At 54.0% G+C, this 20,855-nt stretch carries 23 protein-coding genes and 3 tRNA genes; 19 read left to right on the top strand and 7 right to left on the bottom strand.

What is annotated here, in order from left to right:
* Positions 1 to 270: 270 nt before the first annotated feature.
* Complete coding sequence (locus tag VB016_00900; GenBank protein ID MEA4977104.1) at positions 271 to 1,074, top strand: site-specific integrase; 804 nt, start codon at positions 271 to 273, stop codon at positions 1,072 to 1,074.
* Between the two features lie 86 nt (positions 1,075 to 1,160).
* Here VB016_00900 and VB016_00905 read toward each other — a convergent pair.
* Positions 1,161 to 1,236: transfer RNA gene (locus tag VB016_00905), tRNA-Gln, on the bottom strand.
* Between the two features lie 84 nt (positions 1,237 to 1,320).
* Positions 1,321 to 1,947: an adenylate kinase gene (locus VB016_00910; GenBank protein ID MEA4977105.1), complete on the bottom strand. Its 627-nt coding sequence runs from the start codon at positions 1,945 to 1,947 to the stop codon at positions 1,321 to 1,323.
* A 93-nt stretch (positions 1,948 to 2,040) separates the two neighbouring features.
* Here VB016_00910 and VB016_00915 point away from each other — a divergent pair, with 93 nt between their 5' ends.
* Positions 2,041 to 3,474, top strand: a complete 1,434-nt coding sequence (locus tag VB016_00915; GenBank protein ID MEA4977106.1) for an FAD-binding oxidoreductase — start codon at positions 2,041 to 2,043, stop codon at positions 3,472 to 3,474.
* A gap of 31 nt (positions 3,475 to 3,505) precedes the next feature.
* Here the strand turns inward: VB016_00915 and VB016_00920 are convergent, their stop codons facing one another.
* Positions 3,506 to 4,147 carry a site-2 protease family protein gene (locus tag VB016_00920; GenBank protein MEA4977107.1) on the bottom strand — a complete coding sequence of 214 codons (642 nt, stop codon included), beginning with the start codon at positions 4,145 to 4,147 and terminating at the stop codon, positions 3,506 to 3,508.
* A 102-nt stretch (positions 4,148 to 4,249) separates the two neighbouring features.
* On the opposite strand from VB016_00920, the gene VB016_00925 reads away from it, so the two are divergent.
* Both VB016_00925 and VB016_00930 read left to right on the top strand, forming a co-directional pair.
* A complete protein-coding gene (locus VB016_00925; GenBank protein ID MEA4977108.1) occupies positions 4,250 to 6,283 on the top strand; it encodes a phosphoadenosine phosphosulfate reductase family protein in 2,034 nt (677 codons plus the stop codon).
* 18 nt (positions 6,284 to 6,301) lie between these two features.
* Positions 6,302 to 7,009: a hypothetical protein gene (locus tag VB016_00930; protein MEA4977109.1), complete on the top strand. Its 708-nt coding sequence runs from the start codon at positions 6,302 to 6,304 to the stop codon at positions 7,007 to 7,009.
* On the opposite strand, the gene VB016_00935 is transcribed toward VB016_00930, so the two are convergent.
* The 3 genes from VB016_00935 to VB016_00945 are packed head-to-tail and all read right to left on the bottom strand — an operon-like array spanning position 7,010 to position 8,700.
* A complete protein-coding gene (locus VB016_00935; protein ID MEA4977110.1) occupies positions 7,010 to 7,450 on the bottom strand; it encodes a hypothetical protein in 441 nt (146 codons plus the stop codon).
* Positions 7,447 to 7,920 (bottom strand): pyruvoyl-dependent arginine decarboxylase, encoded by a 474-nt coding sequence (locus VB016_00940; GenBank protein ID MEA4977111.1) that lies wholly within the window; start codon positions 7,918 to 7,920, stop codon positions 7,447 to 7,449. The genes VB016_00935 and VB016_00940 overlap by 4 nt, the downstream gene beginning before the upstream one ends.
* Positions 7,921 to 7,953: 33 nt before the next feature.
* Complete coding sequence (locus VB016_00945; GenBank protein ID MEA4977112.1) at positions 7,954 to 8,700, bottom strand: PAC2 family protein; 747 nt, start codon at positions 8,698 to 8,700, stop codon at positions 7,954 to 7,956.
* Positions 8,701 to 8,749: 49 nt separating this feature from the next.
* On the opposite strand from VB016_00945, the gene VB016_00950 reads away from it, so the two are divergent.
* Positions 8,750 to 10,021 carry a pitrilysin family protein gene (locus VB016_00950; GenBank protein ID MEA4977113.1) on the top strand — a complete coding sequence of 424 codons (1,272 nt, stop codon included), beginning with the start codon at positions 8,750 to 8,752 and terminating at the stop codon, positions 10,019 to 10,021.
* Here the strand turns inward: VB016_00950 and VB016_00955 are convergent, their stop codons facing one another.
* The gene (locus VB016_00955; protein ID MEA4977114.1) at positions 10,022 to 10,507 is read right to left on the bottom strand and encodes a hydrogenase maturation protease; all 486 of its coding nucleotides are present in this window, start codon (positions 10,505 to 10,507) and stop codon (positions 10,022 to 10,024) included.
* Between the two features lie 81 nt (positions 10,508 to 10,588).
* Between VB016_00955 and VB016_00960 the strand changes: the two genes are divergently transcribed.
* The 14 genes from VB016_00960 to VB016_01025 all read left to right on the top strand — a co-directional run bounded on the left by VB016_00960 (position 10,589) and on the right by VB016_01025 (position 20,743).
* Positions 10,589 to 11,392, top strand: coding sequence for a LysR family transcriptional regulator (locus VB016_00960; protein MEA4977115.1), 804 nt, complete (start codon positions 10,589 to 10,591; stop codon positions 11,390 to 11,392).
* A gap of 86 nt (positions 11,393 to 11,478) precedes the next feature.
* The gene (gene hdrC / locus VB016_00965; protein MEA4977116.1) at positions 11,479 to 11,973 is read left to right on the top strand and encodes a CoB--CoM heterodisulfide reductase subunit C; all 495 of its coding nucleotides are present in this window, start codon (positions 11,479 to 11,481) and stop codon (positions 11,971 to 11,973) included.
* Positions 11,974 to 11,978: 5 nt separating this feature from the next.
* On the top strand, positions 11,979 to 12,824 hold the full coding sequence (gene hdrB, locus VB016_00970; GenBank protein MEA4977117.1) for a CoB--CoM heterodisulfide reductase subunit B: 846 nt from the start codon (positions 11,979 to 11,981) through the stop codon (positions 12,822 to 12,824).
* Between the two features lie 240 nt (positions 12,825 to 13,064).
* The gene (locus VB016_00975; GenBank protein ID MEA4977118.1) at positions 13,065 to 13,763 is read left to right on the top strand and encodes a 30S ribosomal protein S3ae; all 699 of its coding nucleotides are present in this window, start codon (positions 13,065 to 13,067) and stop codon (positions 13,761 to 13,763) included.
* 78 nt (positions 13,764 to 13,841) lie between these two features.
* Positions 13,842 to 13,946: transfer RNA gene (locus VB016_00980), tRNA-Met, on the top strand.
* 147 nt (positions 13,947 to 14,093) lie between these two features.
* Positions 14,094 to 15,287, top strand: coding sequence for an ArsA family ATPase (locus VB016_00985; protein MEA4977119.1), 1,194 nt, complete (start codon positions 14,094 to 14,096; stop codon positions 15,285 to 15,287).
* 4 nt (positions 15,288 to 15,291) lie between these two features.
* Complete coding sequence (locus tag VB016_00990) at positions 15,292 to 15,777, top strand: hypothetical protein (GenBank protein ID MEA4977120.1); 486 nt, start codon at positions 15,292 to 15,294, stop codon at positions 15,775 to 15,777.
* Positions 15,767 to 16,348 carry a TIGR00296 family protein gene (locus VB016_00995; protein ID MEA4977121.1) on the top strand — a complete coding sequence of 194 codons (582 nt, stop codon included), beginning with the start codon at positions 15,767 to 15,769 and terminating at the stop codon, positions 16,346 to 16,348. Before VB016_00990 ends, VB016_00995 begins: the two co-directional genes overlap by 11 nt.
* A gap of 4 nt (positions 16,349 to 16,352) precedes the next feature.
* Positions 16,353 to 17,615: a dihydroorotase family protein gene (locus VB016_01000; protein ID MEA4977122.1), complete on the top strand. Its 1,263-nt coding sequence runs from the start codon at positions 16,353 to 16,355 to the stop codon at positions 17,613 to 17,615.
* The gene (locus tag VB016_01005) at positions 17,608 to 18,723 is read left to right on the top strand and encodes a YkgJ family cysteine cluster protein (GenBank protein MEA4977123.1); all 1,116 of its coding nucleotides are present in this window, start codon (positions 17,608 to 17,610) and stop codon (positions 18,721 to 18,723) included. The genes VB016_01000 and VB016_01005 overlap by 8 nt, the downstream gene beginning before the upstream one ends.
* Before the next feature lie 69 nt (positions 18,724 to 18,792).
* Positions 18,793 to 19,005, top strand: a complete 213-nt coding sequence (locus VB016_01010; protein MEA4977124.1) for an LSM domain-containing protein — start codon at positions 18,793 to 18,795, stop codon at positions 19,003 to 19,005.
* Between the two features lie 11 nt (positions 19,006 to 19,016).
* Entirely contained in the window at positions 19,017 to 19,187 is a 171-nt protein-coding gene (locus VB016_01015; protein MEA4977125.1) for a 50S ribosomal protein L37e, read from the top strand.
* A gap of 9 nt (positions 19,188 to 19,196) precedes the next feature.
* Positions 19,197 to 20,621: an amidophosphoribosyltransferase gene (gene purF / locus VB016_01020; protein ID MEA4977126.1), complete on the top strand. Its 1,425-nt coding sequence runs from the start codon at positions 19,197 to 19,199 to the stop codon at positions 20,619 to 20,621.
* A 49-nt stretch (positions 20,622 to 20,670) separates the two neighbouring features.
* Positions 20,671 to 20,743 (top strand) — tRNA-Ala (locus VB016_01025).
* The last annotated feature ends 112 nt before the right edge of the window (positions 20,744 to 20,855 follow it).

Here is a 20,855-nt window from a genome sequence, read left to right on the forward strand (position 1 = left end):
TAGCTATCAGTGTACAGCCACCACCTATGATCGAACCGATTAAGCCCGAAGCAAGCAATCCCCAATCAAGCATCGTCATCCTACCCACTCTCCATTATTGGCCTTCCGGTATCTAAATCTATGAAGTCGGAGAGCTTGATTTGCGCTTCAAAGGCTTCCCCGTATTCCCCTGCCGCCGTCTGCGAATCGTATTTGAACGATATGTTGTAGGGCCTGCCGCCTTGCGTCTTTCGGACCATCAACCTCTACTACGAGACTCAGCACGCCGTAATGGGGATCCTTTCCGCCGGCGAGCGCACAGCTCTTTCTTATGAGATTATGGAAAAGGATATCAGATGGCTTATGTACGAGGAGTTCCCGCGCCGCCGTTTCTCGTTCCACACCCAGCGTGGATATATCTTCGCATTGAATCAGATTATGCGCTTCTATGACAACAACGCCATCGCCAGGATGCGGATAAGGTGGCCGAACGACGACCGCCCGAACGTGGATTGGCTGGAGTTCGAGCAGGCAGAGCAGCTGCTCAACTATCAGGGGGATCCTTTGCAGAAGCTCGCCGTGCACCTCATGCTGTGCATGGGCCTCAGGAGAGGCGAGTGCATGGATCTTCAGAAGGATTGGATCTACAACGGGTATATCCAGGTCCTGGGGAAGGGTCGTGGCGGAGGCAAGTGGAGGCCCGTACCTTTTCATAAGGACACATACAGGCTCCTTTCGGAGTATCAGGAATACCGTCGCGGCATCATCGCCGCGGCGAAGAAGAGGCGGCCGACGACCATAGGCCCCGATAATCTGTTCATCACAAACCAGATGGGCGGCCGCATCGGGTCGTTCGCGCCTGCTGGCGACGGTTGGGACAGGAGGGTCATCGTCCCTCTTAGGGAGACCCTCGGGTTTCATTTCTCGAATCACACACTTAGGAGCACGTTCGGCCGTACGATGTACTATGTCGCAAAGGTCGACATTGTAACCTTGGCAAGAATCATGGGACACGAATCAACGGCCATGACCCTCAAATACATCGGGACCGACACCGACGAGATGTCGGCGGCAATGGCGAAATCACCGTTTTAAGGCAGAAAATATGGGGAAAAAGAGTGAAAAATATGGAAAAAAAGTACAGTGAAACGATAGAAAAAGAAGACGAGCCAGATGGTAAGTGGTAGCCTCGCGCAGATTCGAACTGCGGTCGCAGGATCCAGAATCCCGCATGATTGACCACTACACTACGAGGCTATCGTTTTCCCCCAATGCTGTTATATTTTAATAGTTTTCGTAGACTGGAAGATCAAAAGTGGGGCGGCCGCCCCTCAAAAAGTTTTACTGGACGGCCTTTTTGACTTTGGCGAATATCTCGTCTATGGGACCTTCGCCCATGATCGTAACGAGTTTTCCCTTATCTTTGTAGTAGGCGATGAGCGGGAATGTGTTGTCGCGGTAGACCTTCAGTCTGTTCTGTACCGTCGTCGCTTTGTCGTCGTCCCTCTGGTAGAGCGCCGAGCCGCACTTGTCGCAGACGCCCTCCTTTCTGGGAGGATTGGATGCCAGGTGATATACGGCGTTGCACTTGGGGCAGCTGCGCCTGTCGGTCAGCCTCGTGACCAGCTCCTCATCTTCGACATCCAGGTTGATGGCCAGGTCGATATCGATCTCCTTTCCGAGGGCGTCGGCCTGCTCTACGGTCCTGGGGAAGCCGTCGAATATGACGCCTCCCTCGACCTCGGAGATCTTTTCTTTCATGAGCCCGATGATGAGGTCGTTGGGGACCAATCCGCCGCTGTCCATGAATCCCTTGGCCTTGATACCGAGGGGCGTGCCGTTCCTTACGGCCTCGCGGAGCATGTCTCCGGTCGACAGCCTTGTGTATCCGAGCTCCGAGCCGAGCTTCTCTCCCTGTGTACCTTTTCCGGATCCCGGGGGGCCCAACAGAACAATCTTTGATTTCATGCCCCGTGCAACATCTCCTCGGATAAATCGTTTTTTGCTCGGCTCGCGCACATTTTATAAGTCAGGAGCGAAGATATGGTCTTCGGTGCACAAATGGACCGAAGAATATTAGACAAGATCGAGAAAGTTGTAGGTAAGGATGGTTACTCCACAGATTCAGCCGTCCTTTACATCTATGGATTCGATGCTTCGATCTATCACCACACTCCCGATGTGGTAATACAGCCCAGGACGACCGAGCAAGTCTCCGAGATAATGAAGATCGCCAACGAGGAGAAGATACCTGTTACTCCGAGGGGCGGAGGCACAGGCCTCTGCGGTTCGGCGGTCCCTCTGAAAGGCGGAATCGTTTTGGCTATGCAGAAGATGGACAAAATAAAGAACGTCAGCGTGGCAGACCTGTGGGTCGATGTCGAGGCAGGAGCTGTCTACGACGATCTTAATAAAGAGCTCTCGAAGTACGGTTTCTTCTTCCCGCCGACCCCCGGTTCCGCCGAGGCGTGCACCATAGGCGGCATGGTCGCCAACAACGCATCGGGAATGAGGGCCGTAAAATACGGGGCGACAAGGGATTTCGTGCTGGGTCTAACGTTCGTAAAGGCGGACGGCGAAATAGTACGCGCCGGAACAAGGACCATCAAGGACTCATCAGGCTACCAGCTGGCACGTCTCCTCTGCGGTTCCGAAGGTCAGCTAGGTGTGATAACCGAGGTAACTCTCAAGCTGACCACCAAGCCGAAGAAGTCCGCTTCGTGCATATGTGCGTTCGACGATGTCGCATCCGCAGGAAAGTGCATAACGGACCTCATCGCCAAACCGCTCATACCCGCATCCTGCGAGCTGATGGATTCGCTCGCTGTTTTCGCGGTCAACAAGGCGCGCGGCAACCCGTTGCCCGACTGCAACTCGCTCATAATCGTAGAAGTGGACGGGGAGACCGACGAGGTGGTCGACCGCGACCTCAAGATAGTCGCCGATGTCGCAAAGGCGAACAACGCGGCCATCGTATTGCCCTCGAAGGACAAGACCGAGATCGCGAGATGGACAGACGCCAGAAAATCGGTGATGACGTCACTTTCCGTCCTTAAGCCCGGATATGTATCGGTATCGCTGGCCGACGACATGGGCGTACCGGTATCCAAAGTACCGGAGGCTGTAGAGGCCTTCTCGCAGATAGCCGACAAGTACAAAGTGACGATCGCAACGTACGGCCACGCTTCCGACGGCAACCTGCACACCAAGATGATGCTCGACCCCTATGTCAGGGACGAATGGGAGCGCGGGATCGCCGCTGTCACCGAAATATTCGAAAAGTGCATAGAGCTCGGAGGCACGGTCTCCGGAGAGCACGGGATAGGCATCGCAAAAGCGCTTGATTTCATCAAGGAGAGAGGCTCCAACATCAAGACGTACAGGGAGATCAAGAGAGCTATGGACCCCCATAACATCCTAAATCCCGGAAAGACCTTTGATTACGAAGGCGACCCCCTGAGCGGTCTGAGATATCCGTGCAAAGAGTGCCAGTGAAACCCAGCGGGAAAACCCCGCGATCCCTTTTTTAAAAGATCAGGAATACGAGGGCAACCTCTGCCGCACCGGCGGCCATCATGGCGACCCACACGGCAGGGCTCCATTTTACTATCTTAGAGCCGTCCAGGGGAGGGAACGGTATCATGTTGAACACGGCGAGTATCGCGTTAAGGTATGCTATCATGCTGAAAAGTTCGAATGCGAACCCTGTCGTAAAGTGACAGCAGACTATCGCGACCGCTCCGATGACTATGTTGACGATCGGCCCTGCCGCGCTGATCTTCCCGTTCTCGCTTTCGCTTATGCGGCCGTTTATGTATACTGCGCCCGGCGCGGCTATCAGGAATCCGAGGAATGATATGGCCACAGAGAACATAAGTCCCGAAACCGACATCCTGTATTCGGACCATGCCCCGTACTTCTGGGCCAGGAATTTGTGTCCCAGCTCATGCGGGATGAAGCTTACCGTCACGAGTATCAGGCAAAGCACGAAGTAACCTGCAAAGGCGAGGGCAGTATCGCCTTCGTCCCATATTCCCGACATCATCACCAGTGTGAACGCAAGGGACAGTACAAGCACAGAGATCAGGATGTCTCTGATCTCATGGCGGCTGAACCTCGTTCCACCGAATCCGGGAGTTATGTTGGTCGCTCCGTATATATCTGCCATATTCGGCGCATTCGTATTATTGTTTATAAAGATGAAGTCCGCTTTAGGCACAGAGGGAAATACAGTGCTACCGATAAACGCCGCGAAGGAGAAGGTAAGCCTGTGAACGACAATGAACGTTTCCGCAAAGGCCCCGGAGGACAGTTCAACAGGGGGGCGGCTCCAGCGTACGGCGGTCAGAGGGAGCCTACAAAAAACGTTGCTAACGGAAAAGAGGTCCGCCGTTGGTGCGACAGCTGCGGGACATTGCTATTGGGAGACGCATGCTCCCGTTGCGGCTCTGCGGGACGCGAGTTCGAGATCAACAGTCCGGGAGACATACGCCCGTGTTTTGGCGAATCAAGAGATATGATCATAAACCTCTTCAAAGAGACATTGGGAACATCTGAGCCGCTGGACGGCAAAGCGATCTTCCTGAACAAGGTGCCCGGTGAGGACAGGACCGATGAAATCATCGCACACGGCGCGGTGCTGGGCATAGTAAGGTTCGACATGCGGCTGAACAGACTGGTATTGGAACTAAGGCAGCCCGGTGCGGACTTTTTCGTGGACGTCGCGACCGAGAATGTGATAACATTTGCGGGATTATCGGGTCATCTCAAGGGCAAGAACATTCCCGGGTCCAATGTAAACGAGGTACTTGGAAATTTTTCCGAAGGAGATACGGTCATAGTAAGGAAGGGCAGCAAGGTGGGGCCCGGCATAGCCTTAGTCACAAGCGATGAGATCGAATATGCAGAAAAGGCAGTAAAGATCCGCGACCTGAATCCCGACTTCGAAAGACCCAGATCGCCCGATTCAGACATCAGGGAATTCATAGAGGCCAATTCGGCCCATATGAAGGGACTCACTTCCGTCGCTGTTTCTGAAATCAGAGAATCGATCAAAGGCAACAAACTTCCGGTAACCGTTTCGTTCTCCGGCGGTAAGGATTCCCTGGTCGTATGCTCTCTTACCGAGAAGGCGCTGAAAAAGAAACCTATCTTGCTTTTCATAAATACGGGACTCGAGTTTCCAGAGACCGTTACTTACGTCGAAGAGTTCGCATCGGAAGGAGGTTACGACCTCCGCATCGCGGAAGCGGGGAGCGCTTTCAAGGACAATGTCGATTCCTTCGGTCCTCCCGCTAAGGACTTCAGATGGTGCTGCAAGGTGTGCAAGCTCGGTCCGATAACGGAATTGATCGAGAAGGATTTTCCAGGGGGAACCTTGACGGTAGAGGGGAACAGGGCCCTGGAGTCATTCTCCCGTTCACGTACAACGCTCATCACAAAGAATCCGTTCGTGCCAAACCAGACGAACATCAATCCTATACGCTCATGGCGTTCGGCAGAGGTATGGTGCCACATATGGGGCGAGGGTCTGAAGTTCAACCCTCTGTACGCCAAAGATTTCGAGAGAATAGGATGCTATCTATGTGCATCGTGTCTTTCCAGCGAGTGGAGGAACACAGGCAGGATACATCCCGACATGTATGATGAATGGGAGGACTTTCTTCACAAGTACGCGAAAGAACGCGGACTTCCCCCCGAGTATGTGGACATGGGATTCTGGAGATGGAAATCCCTTCCCCCGAAGATGGTACTTCTGGCAGACCAGCTGAACCTCCGCCTGAAACCCGGGTCGACGTCAGGCATATCGATGAAGATGCTAAAAGGCGCTTCGGTATGCGAGGCAGGAGGTTTTTCAGCCGAAGCTGTGGTGATGCTTCCCAGGAACCGCGATTTCTCTTATGTGGCGGACGCCCTGAGGACAGTGGGCGATGTGAAGTACTCGCCGGAGTTCGAAATCGCCGTAGTAAGGGCCCAGAAGGGTACGGCGAAGGTATTCGGCGGCGGCCAGGTTTCTGTCACAGCCACGACACAGAAGAATGCTGAATATCTCTTTGAAAAAACAGTAAAGGCCGTGGTCAGGGCCATGATGTGCACCTCCTGCGGAATATGTGCCAAGAGCTGCCACAAGAAGGCGATCACCATCGCCGGCGGAATGCGCGTAGACCCCAACAAGTGTATTTCGTGCGGTTCCTGCGAGAGTTCCTGTATGGTCATCCATTACTATGACCGTTTGGTTGGAAAAGAAGAGGCCCAGAAGAGGTCGGGCTCCCGCATGCTCGAACGTGCTAAGAGTTATAAGTGAAGATTATATAATCGCGGCATGGAGCTGACCTTCGGGCTGGCGGCAGTGATAGGCATAGCACCTGCCATGATAATGATGTATGCGGTACTCAGAAAGTACACATATCCAGCTGTCAAAAATCCTTTTTTCAGCGACCCCACTTTCTTCATGCTTTTCGTGGTGGGCCTCATAGCAGGAACTGTTCTGTTCTCGGTCTACACATATTTCTGGGGGAACGTGGTGATCAATGCGATAATGTTCTCGCTCCTGGAATGTCTGATCCTTCTGGTGGTTCTCAATCTAAAAAAGTTCCACGGCAAGTCGGATACCGTGTTCTACGGTTACGGACTCGGGCTCGGACTCGGGGCGACCATGTCGATGGGCATGACCTATTATCTGCTGGAGCTGGCAGGCTCCATCGATGCCCCCGGCATTGTGATATTGATTATAATGGCCGTATCTAAGACGATGGTCCTCGGGGCCGCGGGCCTGACGGTCGGCGAGGCCGTAGCCAAGACAAGGATAGCGGAATTCACGGCCCAGGCGGTGCTGGTGAACATGGTCTTCCAACTGGTGCTCGTGCCCTGGTTTATGTACTCAGAGGGATTCGGAGCATATCTGGCACTTGCAATGAGCCTTGTCATAGCGGCCGCCTATTTCTACAAGACGGCGTTCGTCAGCCTGCCCAACGTAGTGCGGGAAGTGCTCAGGCAGGAAGGTAAAAAGAGGGACGACATACCAAGATGATCATATTTTGTATCTTCCGGGCTCGGCCTCGAAAACAATGCAAAGCTCGATCATGCCCTTCAAGATTTTCTCAGGGTCGCGGCCTTCGACCTTACGTACATCATCTATGGTGAATGTTCCATATATTTTGGTAAGCCCTTGTGCCAGCAGTTCCATTTTCTGCTCTGCGTCAGAGCATCCTTCGTACTTGTACTCAAGTGTGGAGAGGGGGTCGGCCTCTTCGATGCGCTTCCTGACCTCGGGGTCTCGGGGAGGTGCCTCGAATCCTGTTAGGCGGGCCAGAGCGTCCCTCGCTGCTTTTGGATCGACGTCGCTGTAAAGCACCCTGGCACTTTCGTTATTGATGGATTTTCCACAATAGGGGCAATCTGAGGTCTCGGAAGAAAGATCTATTACTCTGAGGTTTCCGCAGGAGCACGGGGTAACTGCGTAATTTTTCATCTGTACTCCGTGAATACAAGCGCCGCGATGCAACATCCATAGTTGTCTGTAGGGATCTTAAGCTCCTGGGTCGCGAACGCGATCTCTCCCAGCTCGACCTCTCTGATACGCCCCATCTCCTTCATCTTCCATCTTAGGTCTTCCCTCAGAGAATCCTCGGACCCGTGGAGATGTCCTTCTGCGACATATCCGCCCATGCCGTCCAGGCGCAAAGCGTAAGCAATTCCCGCCGAAATCGTCTCGCCCTCAGATCCCCTCATCTGTGCCAGAACACAGTGGGTGACCGCCCCCATGGGCATTTCCTTTCTATCTGTCAGCACCGAACCGATGGGTATGACCGAAGAAACGGAAACGAGGTTCTGCTCTCCGATGCCCGCAGTGATCAGCGCGCGGTCGAAAGCATTCAGCGCCGAAACGGAGCTGACGGCCGAGCTCGACGTCACAAAGAATTCTGACGGTATCAGATACATGTTTTGCACCAAAGAGGAATTCGAATATAACGGTTACCCGTAGATGTGTTGGTCCTGAGGGAGGGCCTTGGGAGCGTCCGACTCGTTCTGGGCGCGTATCCTTCTGTCCAGCTCCTCTGCCTCCTGCACCAGGGGAGAAGTGTCCATATCCTTCAGCTCTGGGATGACCTTTGCAAGCTGGTCCAGCACGCCGGCGGCAGCCCGTGGGTCGGGAAGTTTGGGGTCCGCGGGGCACAGTAAAGTTATGATGTCCATGCCGCGTTCTTTCCCTTCGAAGAGCATTATCCCGGTGAGCCCTTTTATCATGCCCGTCTCCAAAGCTTCCACTCCGAACGACCTGATCATCGTTCTGGCTTCGGGGGTGCTCCCGCATGCGTACATAACGTCGTCTTTGCAGTAGCGAGGTATGCCCTCGAGGCAGATCACCTTCTTCACCCCGTAGTCTCTGAACATGTTCAGAAGCTCGTTCGTCAGTGTATAGCACTGGGTGATGTTAGGGGCGATCTCCGAGGTCACAACCATAAGGTCGCTGCAGTCTTTGCTGTCTTCTTTTCTGCAGAGTCCGTGCACGCGGATGGGAGGGTACGGCTCGCCGTCGATAAGGATGCAGTAAGGGCTGACGTCGTCCGATGACATTCCCCTGAGTATAGGCATCTTCAGTTCTCTCACGATGTAGCTGGTCACGATCGAGCCGACAAGGCCCACCGTGGGAAAACCGACGATCGCTATGGCGTCGTTGAGCCTGCCGTCGTCGTACCTGAATACCTTAAAATCGGACATGGAACGTAATTAGCACTATTCTATTAATCTGTTCCACGGTTACGGGGCAATGAAAGGAATATCTGAATCGAGGACGGATGCCGCAGTCCCGGTAATAACCGACAGTATACCGGGATGCCGCAGCGCGGGCTATCTGGTAGCCGTCCGGACGGGGTCCAGGGACGAGGACAAGAACGTTATGGGCATATCCCATCTTTTAGAGCATGTGGTCTTCAGGAGCACCGAGACCCGTTCGTCATATCAGATGGCAAAGGAGATGGAGGGCGCGGGAGGCATGCTCAATGCGTTCACAGGCAAAGAGGTCACAGGTTTCTTCGGCCTCACCATAAGCGAGACCGCCGATGTGGCCAGGGAAATGGTATCAGATATAGTCGCCAATCCGCTGATCGGGCACGAAGATACCGAACTGGAGAAAAAGATCGTTTTACAGGAGCTCAGCATGGTGAAGAACGATCCCGGGACGTACATATTCGATCTGTTCGACGAGACGATATGGAAAGGGCACAAGCTCTCGCAAGGAGAGGGAGGCAAAGAGAAGATCGTCGAGGAGCTGACGTCCGAAGACCTCCGTACCTACTATGAAGACAGATACGGCAGGCCGAATCTCGCCGTATTCGCGGTGGGCAACGTCAGCGAGGAGGAATCGGTCAGATGGGCGTCCGAAAAGTTCGACGATATGGCGGCCGCGACCGCCCCTAAGCGCACGCCGCCGCCGGTCCCGAAACCGAAATACAGGTTCGTGTCCAACAGGGCCGACCACTACCAGGTGGCGCTGGGATTCCCGTCTTGCAGGTCCCCTGCCGACGATCTACGCTATCCGTTCAGGATGTTGTCGTCCGTGCTCGGCGCAGGCACATCGTCAAGGCTCTTTCAGGAGGTCAGGGAGAAGAATGCCCTCGTGTATTCCGTCTTCTCGTCCGTCGCCCAGAGCACCGACGCCTCCTACATGGGCATTTACATGTCGTCTACGGCCGAGAACGTTGAAAATTCCATCGATGCCGTTGCCAAAGTTCTGCGCAAGTTCCTGAACGAGGGACTGGAGGACGGTGAGCTGGAGCGCACCAAGAGGCTCTTGAAGGGAGAGATAATCAGGTCCCAGGAATCGACCGGCCGCAGATTGACCAGCGCCGCCAAGGAGTATATGCTGTCCGGTGGGCTGTATTCCCTGGAGGACACCATATCGAAGATAGATGCGGTGACAGAAGAGGACGTCATGAAGGCGGCCGGAGAGATAATCCGTCCCGAAACGCTCAACGCGGTGATACTTGGTAAGAGCAACAAAAAACTCAAGGAAATGGACATCTGCGGACTGGAGTTCTGATCAGCCTTTACGGAACTCGGAGATCAGGTGCAGGACGGCGCTCACCGCGCTGGGTATTGCGGCCTCCACGTCCGGCGTCATGCTCTCGCTGACCGTCTGTATGTCGCAGGCCTCAACGGCAACGTACTTCACGGACTCGGGCATCATATCGGGGTCCATCTGCCTGCCGATGGCTATCGCCGTGGCGAGATTGACGTCATGGGCGGATGCGGGCACCACGGTGTGATCGAAGTGCTCGGGGTCGAATATCATAACGGTCCCGGGGGGGACGTTGCCTGTAAGAATACTGTCGACGATAATGGCAAAACGGAACCCGCTGATCACGGGAAGTATGTCGAGGCCCCCTATCGCCTCTTGCCTGGTCTCGATGTCGGAGATGCCCAGGTCTCCCACGTGCTCAGCTATTTTCAGCCCTACGGCGTCGTCGCTCATGATAGGGCTTCCGAGGCCGACCACGATCGTAGCATCTTTGAGTTTCTCGGACATCCGTACAGGGAACCGTGTCAGACATTATTACCGTTCCGCAACGTCCGTAAGGGTTAATACCGCCGAACAACTGATACATCCGTGGACATCAGGACCGAAACGTACCAGGTCATCAATGGGAAAACCGTCACCAACAGGCAGCTCGAGGTTCTTTCCGCCGTACTTAGGTCGGGAAGCATGACCGCCGCCGCCGCCGAGCTCGGAATATCCGTGCCCGTGGTCCACAAGTATGTATCTCAGGTGGAGGCCGCCGCCGGTATCCCGGTAACGGTCTCTACGCCGTCGGGAACGAGATTGACCGCGGCGGGCAGAGAAATATTGGATAAGCACCAGGCGACCACGCTCCGGTGCCGTGACGAACGCCGTTTCACGATATGCTGCAGCCCCGTGACCGAGGACCTTATGATGTCTGTCATGTCGGCCCTCAAGCTCACCGACGCAGAACTGATAATATCCGACGACGAGAACAATCTCAGAATGATGAAGGAACACACTGCCGACTACGCTGTCCTAGACGATCCGATGTTCCTCTTCGAAGCCGAGGAATTCGAGTGGACGGAGGTCGGTTTCATGGGCATGGTGATGGTGGACAACGGGCCGTCGTTCATACGTTACCGCTACGGCGCCCAGCGGGTGGCGTACATGTATTTGGATTCTGAGGACAGGGAATACACGATCGATTCCGTGACATATTCTCTTCCCGAGCTTCTCGGCTCCAACAAGAGCTTCTTTATCGACGAGTTCCTGTTGGTCAGAAAAGGACTGAGGCTCAAGAGTGCCGTGGACCCGAAGATGCTCAGGCATACCATCAACGCCATATACCGCACCGACAACCGCACAATTTCAAAACTTAACAAGACCCTTCTTTCAAGACATATAGAGTGATGGTTTAACCAAAAGGCTAATGCTCTTTGATTCGGGACGTGCGCTATTAAATATAATCAAGATAGTCCAACCCAAAGGTAGTACTCATGGTAACACCAAATGTAGATTTTGCAAGAGAGATCGCAGACGCCGGTGGCGCTGAGGTCAAAATGTGCTTCCAGTGCGGTACCTGCACTGCCAGCTGCCCCTCCGGAAGACAGACCTCTTACAGAGTAAGAAAACTCATGAGGCAGGCACAGCTCGGACTGAAGGAACAGATTTTCGAAGGAGAGGACCTTTGGGACTGCACCACATGCTATGCATGCGAAGAGAGGTGCCCCCGTACCGTTCCTATTGTTGACATAATAATTACCCTCAGGAACATGGCCGTCGCAGAAGGTCACATGTACGAGAACCACAAGAAGACCGCGCAATCCCTTTATTCGATCGGTCACACCGTCAGCATCAATGACAAGGTGAGGGAACAGAGGAAGGCGCTCGGACTGTCCGCAGAGCCTCCCACAGTGATTGCCAACCCCGCGGCAATGGACCAGCTCAAGAAAATACTGGCCGCAGCAGGCTTCGACAAGATAGTGGAGTGATATAAATGGCAAAATACGCTTTCTTCCTGGGATGCATCGCGCCTCTCAGATACCCCGGAATTGAGAAGTCAACGAGAGTAGTGTGCGAATCCCTCGGGATCGAGCTCGTCGACCTGACCGATGCAAGCTGCTGCCCGGCCCCCGGTGTAATAAGGGCCTTCAGCAGAAAGGCATGGCTCGCCGCCGCCGCAAGGAACCTTGCGCTCGCCGAGAAGATGGAACTCGACATCGTCACAATATGCAACGGATGTTTCGGGTCCCTGTTCGACGCGGCCCATGAGCTCAACAATCATCCTGAGAAGCTCGCCGAGGTCAACGAGATCCTCTCCGAAATCGGAATGGAGTACAAGGGGACCACCAAGGTCCGCCACTTCGCAGAGGTCCTTTACAACGATGTCGGCATAGAGAAGCTCAAAGCGAGCATCACGAACCCCATCGACTACAAGGTAGCGACCTTCTACGGTTGCCACTTCCTGAAGCCCAGCAAGCACAAGGCGATCGACGACCCCGAGGACGCACACGTTCTCGACGAACTCGTCGAGGCGACCGGAGCACAGAGCATGCCCAGAAGGCAGAAGATGATGTGCTGCGGAGCCGGAGGAGGAGTAAGGTCCGCGCTCGGCGACGTCGCTATGAAGCTCACCAAGCAGAACCTCGACAACATGGTCGAAGGCGGCGCGGAGTACATCGTGGACATCTGCCCGTTCTGCCACCTGCAGTTCGACACAGGAGAGGGAGAGCTCGGATTCAAGCTTCCGGTGCTCCACCTGTCCCAACTGTACGGCATAGCTATGGGCATGAACGCCAAGGACCTCGGTCTCGAAGCGCACAAAGTGCCCGTGACGCTCTGAAACCTTTCAAAGGGGCATTCGCCCCTTTTTCTATTTTTTTACGTCTTTGACGAGCCCGCCGGCCGGCAATGTTAATATATGAGCGGTATCAACCATTCTGTAAAAATATGATACACAAAGGGCAATCAAAAATATGCTGGCTATGCAATATTATCTACTAAGTTTTGATAAATACCTTCCACATAGATTTTAATAGGAATATCGAATCACTCCTTTCATTACAATCCTTGGAGAATTCTAATGGCAGCAGGTAAGAAAGGAAGTTCAAGCCGCAAGGTGAAGGACAAGTGGAAGGCGAAGGAATGGTATAAGGTACGTGCTCCCCGCATGTTCAACGAGGTCGAGATCGGAGACACTCCGTCCGCAGACCCTGAATACCTTATCGGAAGGACGTCCGAGGTCACGGTTCAGGACCTTACCGGGGACTTCTCGAAGATGCACATAAAGCTGAAATTCAAGATCACCGAGGTCGATGGATATGACGCCAAAACGGTGTTCACGGGCCAGGACCTCACCGTGGATTACGTCAGGAGACTGACCCGCAGAAAGAAGACCAAGACCGACCACGTAGTGGACATCGTTACGAAGGACGGCTTCGGAATGAGGATAAAGACCATGAGCATCGCCGACAACCGCATCCAGACCTCCCAGGAGGAGGCCATGAGGCGTATCATCGGAGAGACCATAGTCCAGATGGGCAAAGAAATGACCATCGCCGACATAATCAAATCCGTCATCTCGGGCGACATGGCAAAGACTGTCGCGAGGGCCTGCCGCGTCGTCATCCCCATCAAGAGGATCGAGATACGCAAGTCCGAAGTGACATCGCGCGGAAACGAGGAACCCGGATCCATAATCGAGGCACAGCCTGCTGAGGAAGAGGAACCCGAGTCTCCGGACACGAAAGCAGCCGAGGCAGAAGAGCCAGAGGTCGCTTGAGCTGAGTGAGGCCCCCTTAAAAAGGGGGCCCACAAAACTACTTATATACTAATCTAATTGACGGACAAACCAATTAATGCCGAGGTGGCTCAGCCTGGTGGAGCGTCGGACTCATAGGGTTCTGGTCAACAGACCTCTTCCAGGGAAATCCGAAGGTCATGGGTTCGAACCCCATCCTCGGCACCCTACCTAAAATTGTGCCAGATTTTGGATTTTTCTACACCATGCTATCGAATTCCAAAGTTCCATTCCGGTGTACTTTCTGGCAGTAATCCAATCAACCATTGTGTTTTCTCTAACCTTTTATACACTACAGGCGTTGGAGAATGCATGAGGATCATAATCTACACCGGCAAAGGCGGAGTCGGAAAGACCTCTGTATCTGCCGCTACCGCTCGCAGGCTGGCCCATAAAGGGTACAGGACGGTAATAATGAGCACGGACTCGGCTCATTCGCTCGGCGACTCCCTGGGGGTCGAACTCCCCCCTTATGTCCTGAACATCGAGAAAAACCTGGACGCCCTTGAGGTGGACATCATCCATGAGATGAACACAAAATGGTCCGAGATCAGCAATTATATCTCGGCATTCATGCTCTCGCAGGGACTTGGCGACATAACGGCAGAAGAGATGGCGATAATACCCGGGATGGAGATGGTCGCAGCCCTGTTCTATGTGTTGCAGTTCAAGGAAGAGGATTCTTACGACGTAGTCATAATGGACACGGCACCCACCGGCGAGACCCTGAGGCTCCTGAGCTTTCCGGATATATCAAACTGGTACATCGACAGGATGTACTCATTGCTAAAGAGGGTCGTATCCATAGCCAGAGTGACAGTGTCGAGGGTCATCGACCTTCCTCTTCCGAACAAGGAAGTCATGGATAGCATAGAAGACATCAAGGTCAAGATGTCAAAAGTGAAGTATCTGCTGGAGGACCCGGAAGTGACGACCATACGCCTGGTCCTCAATCCCGAGCACATGGTGATAAACGAGACCATGCGCGCTTACACATACATATGTCTTTACAATAAAACGGTGGAGTGCCTGATAGTTAACAAAGTGTATCCGAAAGAGGGGATGGAGGACGGATACTTCAAGGACAGGCTCGCTGAGCAGGAGAAGTACATGAAAGAGATACATCACGCCTTCGATCCGCTGAAGATGATGTATGCCTACCAGATGCCCACCGAACTCCGCGGGCCGGCAGGTTTGGATCACATGGCCGATATGATATTCGGGGATTCGGACCCCTCCGAGATATATGCCACTGAGAGCCCGATGCGCTTCGAGACGGTGGACGGGACGGACCATCTGATAATCAAGATGCCGTTCGTGAAGAAAGACAGAGTGGAACTGTTCAAGGGCGGAGGCGACGCCCTCATCATCCATGTGGGGAGCCAGAAGAGGACCATAACGTTGCCGCTGACGCTGAAGAACGCGGAGGTAATAGGGGCCGAGCTCAAGGGCGGGGAGCTCACAGTTAAGCTAAAACGGCAGAACGCCGATAACAGAGCAAGGTGACAAGATGGGCGAAGACGGAAAGGAAGACAAAAGCAGCTCTAGATCGGACATGGAGGATTTCTTCTACAAGAACAGGGAGTTCATCGAGGCCCTGATCGAAAAGGAGAGGAAGGCAGCCGAGAGCATGTACGAAGAAAAAATAGACAGCGCCCGCCAGCATGCAGACAAGGCCAAGAGGGGCGCCGAAGATACGGTCAGACAGCTCTATAAGGTAGCAATGGACCCAGAGATACAAGGTCACTTCATGACGGCCGGATTCGAGATGATGATGGGGATCAACGCCGCCCTCAGGGCCATGCCGGTACCGGACTTCATAAAGGAAGAAAAGGAAGGGCCGAAATCGGAGGAGCCCGCTGCGGAAGAGAGCAAGCCCAAGAGTAAGCCGAAGGCGGAGTCTAAATCCATAGCCATCGACGCCCCCGACGAGGTCCCCAAGACCGTCACCCGGAGAAGGAAGAAGCCTGCGAGCGAAGAGCAAGATGGATCTTGAATTCGGCCGCACAGCGGTCAGAGCGGCGAGGCAGGCTGCCGAAGCAGAGGCCGAAGGCAGATCGGAAGACATCGAGTTTCCTAAAGGATTCAGTCATCGTTCCGGTGCTTTCGTGACCATATCCGAATATCCTTCGGGGGACCTGAGGGGATGCATAGGATATCCGGAGCCCGTGCTCCCGCTGGGAGAGGCCATCGTTTCGGCGGCGCGCTCGGCGTGCCACGACCCCAGGTTCCTGCCGCTGACATACAAAGAAGCGTCAGAGGATGTCTTTGAAGTTACGATACTGACGCCGCCGGAACGCATGACATTCTCTTCGGCCGAAGACCTTCTGAACAAGATCCGGATCGGACGCGACGGCCTGATAATATCGTATATGGGGCGCCGCGGTCTGCTGCTCCCGCAGGTCCCTGCCGAATGGGGCTGGAGCAAGGAGGAGTATTTATCTCACTTGTCGATGAAGGCCGGTCTGCCTTCGGACACTTGGAAGAAGAAAGGCGTCGCCATCGACAGGTTCGAAGGCGAGATATTCGCCGAGGAATCGCCCAAAGGCGAAGTAATAAGGAAATGAGGCCATGGGACCGGAGCTAGTTATTGCAGGAAGAGCGCTCATCGGCGGAGAGCTGAAGGAAACCGAGATCGGTATCACCGACGGGAAAATAGTATTCGTCGGGCCTAAGGCCGATAGGGGCGGCGACCGAATAGACATCGGAACGAGCCGCATAGTTCTCCCGGGAGGCATCGACCCCCACGTACATTTCAGAGACCCGGGGATGACCCAGAAGGAAGATTTCGGAACAGGTTCGACTTCGGCCATCTGCGGAGGCATAACATGCGTGCTGGACATGCCGAACACAAAACCTCCGGCCATGGACATCGAGTCCATCAGGGACAAGAAGGCACGTCTTAGAAGACGTTCCTACTGTGATTACGGACTTTTCGGCGCGATTACGAAGAACCGCTCACCGGCCAAGATCGCGCCGCTTGTAGCAGGGTTTAAACTGTTCATGGGATCGACCACAGGAGATATCCTTACAAATAACGATTCGGTGATAGCCAGAGCTTCAAAGGACATAATCGGTTCCGGAAAAGTTCTGAGCGTACACGCCGAAGACAACAATTTTTTGCTGCACGAACCCGAGTACGACTGCATGGACCATCTGAGAAACCGCCCCGCGGCCGCCGAGATGAACGCGATCGGGCGTCTCTCCCCCTACAAGGGCATGAAGATCAACATATGCCACATCACGACCGCCGAGTCTCTGGCGCTGGCATCTTCTCTGGGCTTCACGACCGAGGTTACAATGCATCATCTAATGTTCGATGCCGGCAGAGGGAAGAGCACGCAATTCAAGGTAAATCCCCCGCTGAGGGATATCAAGACCAGGGAGTCCCTATACAAATCATTCGAGGAAGGTTCCATTACGATGATCGGAAGCGACCATGCCCCGCATACTGCAGATGAAAAGAGCCAGGAGTTCGATTACGCACCGAGCGGCATCCCTGGCATAGAGACGACGATGCCGATAATGATGCACATGGTACGCATGGGGACTATATCGCTTCAGCGTGTGGCGGAGATGTGCTCTGCTGCGCCTGCAAGGGTATTCGGAATGAACAAGGGGGCCATCGAGGTCGGAAAAGATGCAGATCTTTCCATATTCGACCTCCGTAATTCCGAACAGATCAGTGTTATGAAGATGCATAGCAAGGCGGGCTATACCCCGTACGACGGATGGAGCGCCGTATTTCCGAACATGGTGCTGCTGAGGGGAGAGGTCCAGTTGCAGGACGGGGAGTTCTGCGGAGAAGCAATGGGAGAGGACATAATTGGTTGATTTCAACGTTGATTATTCAGAGGTAAGAGGCAAGTTTATCGAATGTCCCCCGCAGTGCGGGATGTGCTGCCTCTGTCAGCCCGAGGTTCTTTCCGAAGAGAAGGACTTCTTCAAGAGCAAATATCCGGAAAGCCTGGTTAAGACGCGGCCTCCGGATTCATATCTGGCACTTGCACTCAAAAAGGGTCACGGATCGTGCGTGTTCCTGAATGGCAGGAAGTGCGACGTATATCAGCACCGCCCCGCATACTGCAGGCAGTTCCCTATTCACATATACGCCGGAGAGAAGATATCGGTAGAGCTCGACCTGTCGTGCAGGGGGGCCTGGACCGGCAGGGGGGCCGATGCCGAGGCCGAAGCCAGAGGGATAGTGGAGGCCGCATCGGAAAGAATATTCCCGGCCTTCCGCGAGTCCAAGAAGGTCTACGAAGAGTTCTACAGGAATTGCATGGAAGCCGGGGTCATGGGCGACCCGTCCGCCATACGCACATCCGTATCGGTGTCGCTTTCCAAGTTTACAGACCCGAACTGCCTGGGACGCATACTGGACATGTCTCAGACCGAGGACGCCATGTCTATTTCCGAGGTCGTGCCCGAGATCGATCCGGACATCGGGGACCTGGACGATGCGGCCCGTTCCGCCGCGATGGAATCCATGTCCTCCGACGATCCTCTGAGCGTCCCGATATACTGTGACGAAAAATGGAATTGGAATATGTTCATGGCGGACGACGACAGCTTGGAATGGATGGTCATGGACGATGACGGAAACCTTATCCACAAGGCGTTCGCATCGGCCTCGAAGATACCTCTGAAACCTTTGGAGGGCAGCGGAAGGGATGTGTTGGCACAATACATATCTATTCTCAACCGCAGGGAAAGCTTCATGGGCAACGTTTACAGCAATATCGATGCCGCGGGATACGAGGACTCCATGACCAACGCATATTACGGAACGCTAGCCGTTTCCGTGATCGACCTTCTCTGGAGAGCTTCCATGCTGGACCACTTCATGGGAACGGGGATGGGTGCCGAGGGCATCAGGGAAGCGATAATATTCTATGACATGGACCGCTTGGACGCACCTGCCATAGGGGCGTTCATCTGACGTGCTGAAGAAGGTATTGACAAACCTTCAAATAGTAAACCCCTTATGAACATTCGGTGGCTTTAGATGATGAAACCATTATCTATCCTGGGCAAAGCGGTGAACAACAATGTCATCGTGGTCCTCAGGGGTAAAAGGGAGTACAGGGGCGTCCTCGACGGATACGATCAGTTCATGAACGTAGTGCTGAAGAACGCTGACGAGCTCTTCGAAGGTCAGCCTGTCGCCAAGCACAGAATGGCAATAGTGCGTGGGGACAACATAATTTACATTTCGCCATAAGGAGTGATACAATGGGAACTGGAACATCGGCAAAGGGGAGACACAACAGCAACAGGACTCACATCCCATGCCGCAGGTGCGGAAAACGCTCGTACCACGTAAGGAAGAGCGCATGCGCTTCCTGTGGATACGGTAAAACCGCCAAGCTCAGGAGCTACACCTGGGCTAAGTGCCACGATTAAGTGAGAAATATGACAGGGCCGAAACACAGTTGCGGTGTTGTAGGAATCAGCTCCGAAAACAACGTTGTGCCTGCTCTGCAAAAATCTCTCATGATAATCCAGCACCGCGGACAGGAGAGTGCTGGAATATCCGTGTACAATTCTGAAGGTACTATAGATACTGTCAAGGACAACGGTCTGGTTCAGACCGCTCTGCCAAAATACATGCTGAGCAAACTCCACGGTAACGTGGGCATCGGTCATGTGAGATATCCGACCACAGGGTCAAGGATCAACGGCAACGCGCAGCCTCTGACAGCCACTACCGGGTACGGCCCGTTGGCCATCGCGCATAACGGCGATATAACGAATTTTGATTCTCTAAAGGAGATGTACCTCTCGTCAGGCTGGTCTTTCTTCACGGATTCGGACAGCGAGCTTGTGACAAAGATATTCAGCAAATACTCGGCACAGTACACCGACCCGGTCAAGGCCCTTAAGGCCACGTGCGGCGACCTCGACGGATCGTTCTCACTGGTCATGCTGGTCGGCAACAGGCTTTTCGGGATAAGGGACCCGAGAGGCATGAGGCCGCTGTGCATCGGCAGGATAAGGGACGGATATATGCTGGTCTCCGAATCTGCGGCGATCGATGCGATGAACGGCGAGCTCATAAGGGACGTCATGCCCGGCGAGATAGTCGAGATAACCCCTACCGAGATAATCAGCTACCCATACAACACCACGGGCCCCAAGGCCCACTGCATGTTCGAGTGGGTTTATTTTGCGAGGCCCGATTCTATAATGGACGGCCGCGAGGTCTACGATGTAAGAAGAAAGATCGGCGAGATCCTTGCAAAGGAGAGCCCTGCAGACGTCGACCTCATCATGCCGATACCGGACTCAGGGCGTGCACACGCGATCGGTTTCTCGGTAAAATCGAAGATCCCATACGAGGAAGGGTTCATGAAGAACCGTTTTGCGGAGCGCACGTTCATTCTGCCCGACCAGAGGCAGAGAGAGGCGGCCGTGTCCACCAAGATGAATCCCATCAAGAGCACGGTCAACGGCAAGAGGATCCTGATCGTGGACGACAGCATAGTGCGCGGAACGACGCTCAAGAAACTTATCAGCATGCTGAGGAGCGCCGGAGCCAAAGAGGTCCACGTTCGCATAGGATGTCCGCCGGTCATCGCTCCGTGCTACTACGGAGTGGACATGAAGACCCGCGACCAGTTCATTGCGACAAACCATTCCGTCGATCAGATATGTCAGATCATAGGCGCCGACAGCTTGGCGTACATCAGTGTGAAAGGTCTGATCGAAGCGGTCGGCATACCGGAGAGCGATCTGTGCCTGGCATGCGTATGCGGAAAGTATCCGACGCTCATTCCGGGCGAGGTCCACAGGTACCAGTCCACCCTCGTAGAGGACTTCAACAGCAAAACTGTATGATGGCCACTAGGAAACCTTTAATAGGAACAATTAATCACTGAATCCTACCGGGCAGGTAGATCAGTTGGAAGATCGCTACATTGGCATTGTAGAGGTCGCGAGTTCGAATCTCGCCCTGTCCACTCTTTTCAATATTAGACTGTCAAACTTGAGTTGATATGTTAATACTCACCATGTGGTGACTTAATTTACACGGTGTAAAGATTTATTAGAGCAAAACACATCGTAGAGTCT

The sequence above is a fragment of the Methanomassiliicoccaceae archaeon genome (assembly GCA_034928305.1).
Lineage (GTDB): Archaea > Thermoplasmatota > Thermoplasmata > Methanomassiliicoccales > Methanomethylophilaceae > VadinCA11.

Coding starts and splice junctions, on each gene's coding strand:
- VB016_00900 (MEA4977104.1), top strand. CDS start 271: ATGGGGATCCTTTCCGCCGGCGAGCGCACAGCTCTTTCTTATGAGATT.
- VB016_00910 (MEA4977105.1), bottom strand. CDS start 1,947: ATGAAATCAAAGATTGTTCTGTTGGGCCCCCCGGGATCCGGAAAAGGT.
- VB016_00915 (MEA4977106.1), top strand. CDS start 2,041: ATGGACCGAAGAATATTAGACAAGATCGAGAAAGTTGTAGGTAAGGAT.
- VB016_00920 (MEA4977107.1), bottom strand. CDS start 4,147: ATGGCAGATATATACGGAGCGACCAACATAACTCCCGGATTCGGTGGA.
- VB016_00930 (MEA4977109.1), top strand. CDS start 6,302: ATGGAGCTGACCTTCGGGCTGGCGGCAGTGATAGGCATAGCACCTGCC.
- VB016_00935 (MEA4977110.1), bottom strand. CDS start 7,450: ATGAAAAATTACGCAGTTACCCCGTGCTCCTGCGGAAACCTCAGAGTA.
- VB016_00940 (MEA4977111.1), bottom strand. CDS start 7,920: ATGTATCTGATACCGTCAGAATTCTTTGTGACGTCGAGCTCGGCCGTC.
- VB016_00945 (MEA4977112.1), bottom strand. CDS start 8,700: ATGTCCGATTTTAAGGTATTCAGGTACGACGACGGCAGGCTCAACGAC.
- VB016_00950 (MEA4977113.1), top strand. CDS start 8,750: ATGAAAGGAATATCTGAATCGAGGACGGATGCCGCAGTCCCGGTAATA.
- VB016_00955 (MEA4977114.1), bottom strand. CDS start 10,507: ATGTCCGAGAAACTCAAAGATGCTACGATCGTGGTCGGCCTCGGAAGC.
- hdrC (MEA4977116.1), top strand. CDS start 11,479: ATGGTAACACCAAATGTAGATTTTGCAAGAGAGATCGCAGACGCCGGT.
- hdrB (MEA4977117.1), top strand. CDS start 11,979: ATGGCAAAATACGCTTTCTTCCTGGGATGCATCGCGCCTCTCAGATAC.
- VB016_00975 (MEA4977118.1), top strand. CDS start 13,065: ATGGCAGCAGGTAAGAAAGGAAGTTCAAGCCGCAAGGTGAAGGACAAG.
- VB016_00985 (MEA4977119.1), top strand. CDS start 14,094: ATGAGGATCATAATCTACACCGGCAAAGGCGGAGTCGGAAAGACCTCT.
- VB016_00990 (MEA4977120.1), top strand. CDS start 15,292: ATGGGCGAAGACGGAAAGGAAGACAAAAGCAGCTCTAGATCGGACATG.
- VB016_00995 (MEA4977121.1), top strand. CDS start 15,767: ATGGATCTTGAATTCGGCCGCACAGCGGTCAGAGCGGCGAGGCAGGCT.
- VB016_01000 (MEA4977122.1), top strand. CDS start 16,353: ATGGGACCGGAGCTAGTTATTGCAGGAAGAGCGCTCATCGGCGGAGAG.
- VB016_01010 (MEA4977124.1), top strand. CDS start 18,793: ATGAAACCATTATCTATCCTGGGCAAAGCGGTGAACAACAATGTCATC.
- VB016_01015 (MEA4977125.1), top strand. CDS start 19,017: ATGGGAACTGGAACATCGGCAAAGGGGAGACACAACAGCAACAGGACT.
- purF (MEA4977126.1), top strand. CDS start 19,197: ATGACAGGGCCGAAACACAGTTGCGGTGTTGTAGGAATCAGCTCCGAA.